Source organism: Kocuria sp. ZOR0020, assembly GCF_000800955.1.
Lineage (GTDB): Bacteria > Actinomycetota > Actinomycetes > Actinomycetales > Micrococcaceae > Kocuria > Kocuria subflava.
Window position 1 is genome coordinate 1 of the sequence record NZ_JROX01000157.1, and the last position, 3,225, is coordinate 3,225.

The following is a 3,225-nucleotide window of genomic DNA, read 5'->3' on the forward strand; positions in this document are numbered from 1 at the left end:
GACAAGGACGCCGTGACGCGCATGGTGGTGCGCATCCTGGGCCTGGCAGCCCCGCCCAAACCTGCGGATGCCGCAGACGCCATTGCCATCGCCATCTGCCACGGGTGGCGCTCGGGCGTGGGCTCGGGCTACGACGCCCAGGCCGCCACGGCCACCCACCAGGGCGCACAGACTCGGCTGGCGCGACTGCAGGCCGCCGGCGGTTCACGACTCACGCCCGCACAGAGGGCGTGGAAGGTTGCTGAACAGAAAGCTCGGCGCGGCGGGCGCTGAAGCCGTGGTTTGACCGCAGCGCTGCTAGTCTGGGCAGCGAATAGTACACATGTTCGAGTCTGCTGGTTGAAGGTGTGCCGCAGCTCGGGCCACCCCACGGAAGGACCCCCATGATTGCAGCGGTGCGCGGAGAAGTTCTGCACAAGGGCTTGAGCACCGTGGTGGTGGACGTTCACGGGCTGGGCCTGGAAGTCCAGGTCACCCCGCTGACCCTCTCCGGTCTCCACACCGGCCGGGAAGCCACCTTGGCCACCTCCTATGTGGCTCGCAAGGATGATTCCCCGCTCCTGTTCGGTTTTGCCGACACCCAGGAGAAGGAAGTTTTCGAAACCATGCTGGGGGTCTCCGGAGTGGGACCACGCACTGCACTGGCCGTTCTGGCCACCTTGGGTCCCGACGACGTCCGTGCCGCAATCGCCAGCGGTGATCCCAAAGCCTTCACCGCTGTTCCAGGCATTGGGCCCAAAGGGGCCAAGCGCATCGTGCTGGAACTGGCGGACAAACTGGTCCCTGCGGATGCCCCGCAGACTTCCTCACCGTCAGCAGCCGAGCCGGCACTGCCCGTGTGGCGCATCCAGGTCACCGAGGCACTGGTGGGTCTGGGCTGGAATGAGAAGGATGCATCCCAAGCCATCGACGACGCACTGGTTGGCCGAGAAGAACTTGGGGAGTCAGGAGATGTGGCAGTGATTCTGCGCACCGTTCTGGCCTGGTTGGGGGCACGAGCCTCCACAGCAGCGGGGGAGCGTGACCGTGCCCGGTGATCGCGCAGCTGTGAACGGTCGAGACCGCCTGGTGGCAGCAGACACGGAACCCGATGAGAAAACTGTGGAAGCAGCCCTGCGCCCAGGAACCCTGGATGACTTTGTGGGGCAACCGCGGGTGCGGCGCCAGTTGTCCCTGGTGTTGGAGGCCTCCAAGCTCAGGGGCCGCAGTGCTGATCACGTACTGCTCTCGGGGCCTCCTGGACTGGGCAAAACCACCCTGGCCATGATCATTGCGGAGGAGATGGGTGCGCCGTTGCGGATCTCCTCCGGCCCGGCCATCCAACACACCGGTGATTTGGCCGCCATTCTGTCCTCCCTGACGGAAGGGGAGGTGTTGTTCCTGGATGAGATCCACCGCATGTCACGGCCTGCGGAGGAAATGCTCTACATGGCCATGGAGGACTTCCGGGTGGACATTGTGGTGGGCAAGGGCGCCGGTGCCACCTCCATTCCCCTGGATCTACCGCCGTTCACCCTGGTGGGCGCCACCACGCGGGCGGGCCTGTTGCCCGGACCCTTGCGTGACCGTTTTGGCTTCACCGGACACCTGGAGTTCTACGCGGTGGAGGAACTGGTCAGCGTGCTGCGCCGTTCGGCCGGTCTGTTGGACCTGGACCTGAGCACGGAAGGTTTTCAGGAAGTGGCCTCCCGTTCCAGGGGTACCCCGCGTATTGCCAACCGTTTGTTGCGCCGTGTCCGGGACTGGGCGTTGGTGCACGGTGTGAGTCGTATTGATTCACGGGCAGCGTCTTCGGCGTTGGAAATGTACGAGGTGGACCCACGCGGACTGGACCGCCTGGACCGTAGTGTCCTGGAGGCTTTGGTCAAACACTTCGGTGGCGGGCCGGTGGGGCTCTCCACCCTGGCCATCGCCGTGGGCGAGGAAACCGAAACCGTGGAGGAAGTGGCTGAGCCCTATCTGGTGCGGGAAGGTCTGCTGGCCCGAACCCCGCGTGGGCGCATCGCCATGCCGGCTGCCTGGGAGCATCTGGGACTGGCCGTTCCAGCCCATGCCGCCTTTGGGGACCCCGCACTCCAGCGGCCGGAAACTGACTCGGACAGCGAACACTGAGTCCGGTCAGGCCAACCTCAGACGGTCAGTCGCCTACCATGAGTGGATGCGCGTGTGGCCCCTGCGCCGGTACGCCATGCGAACTTCCGTCACGGTGACACCAGCTGCACCACCGTGAGAACCACCGATGCAGCCTGGCTGCAGAATCAGGAGACCACGTGCTTTCCTCCGCACTGACCCCCGCCTTGACCGCCCAGCCCATCGTGTCCGCCCAGACTGATGCCAGCTTGTCGGCCGCCGGTCAGAACGCCGGAGGCTCAGGCCAGTTCCTGTTCTTCGGTGTGATGATCGGTCTGCTGGTGCTGATGTTCTGGTTCACCAACCGCAACCGGCGCCGTCAGCAACAGAAGATGAAGGACCAGCAGTCCAAGATGGTCCCCGGCACCCAGGTGATGACCAGTTACGGTCTTTACGGCCGGGTGGTCAGCATTGATCAGGAAGCCGTCAAAGCGTTTCTGGAAATCGCTCCCGGAACCCAGGTGACCGTTCACCTGCAGACGCTGACGACCGTGGTGGATGATCAGACCCCGGGTGAACAGGGCACCGGCAACACCGGTGCCACCAGCACAGAGAACAACTGATCTTGTGGTGTAGCGTCCACCGGGGATTCTCCCTGGTGGACGCTTTACTGTGACCACATGATCTGGCAGCAACACTGATCAGGCAGACACCTGGCCGGTGCCTGCTGCTGTAGAACGAGTACCGCTGACAAGGACCCTGCCCATGGCGACTGCCACTTCTCAACCCTCTGAGGGGTCTCGGAAGAGTTCATCCACCACGCCGGTCAAAGACCGCACGGAGATTTCCCGCGCACTGAGCCGCGCCCGGACGTCCCTGATTGCGCTGACCGTGGTCATGCTGGCGTTGATCGGTTTGTTGGCCTGGGGTGCCGGACGTGGCAGCACGGACTGGACTCCGCGCCTGGCCTTGGATCTTGAGGGTGGCACCCAGATGGTCCTGACCCCGCGGTTGCAGGGTGAGGACGCCGGACAGGAGATTACCCAGGAACAGCTGGACCAGGCGGTGGAGATCATCCGCCAGCGTGTGGACGGCTCGGGTGTCTCAGAGGCGGAGGTCACCACACAGGGTGGCTCCAACATTGTGGTGTCCATG

The 3,225-nt window shown here is 64.3% G+C and carries 4 protein-coding genes and 1 pseudogene; all 5 read left to right on the forward strand.

The window, feature by feature from the left end; genetic code table 11:
• Positions 1 to 273, forward strand: a 273-nt coding sequence (locus tag L979_RS09630; protein WP_047692000.1) for a crossover junction endodeoxyribonuclease RuvC, incomplete at its 5' end; no start/stop codon positions are given.
• A gap of 110 nt (positions 274 to 383) precedes the next feature.
• Positions 384 to 1,037, forward strand: coding sequence for a Holliday junction branch migration protein RuvA (ruvA, locus tag L979_RS09635; RefSeq protein WP_047692001.1), 654 nt, complete (start codon positions 384 to 386; stop codon positions 1,035 to 1,037).
• Positions 1,038 to 1,047: 10 nt separating this feature from the next.
• Positions 1,048 to 2,112, forward strand: coding sequence for a Holliday junction branch migration DNA helicase RuvB (gene ruvB, locus L979_RS09640; protein WP_047692003.1), 1,065 nt, complete (start codon positions 1,048 to 1,050; stop codon positions 2,110 to 2,112).
• 158 nt (positions 2,113 to 2,270) lie between these two features.
• Entirely contained in the window at positions 2,271 to 2,693 is a 423-nt protein-coding gene (gene yajC, locus L979_RS14680) for a preprotein translocase subunit YajC (RefSeq protein ID WP_052209745.1), read from the forward strand.
• Between the two features lie 142 nt (positions 2,694 to 2,835).
• Positions 2,836 to 3,225: pseudogene (locus L979_RS09650) on the forward strand (protein translocase subunit SecD); the annotation flags it as partial.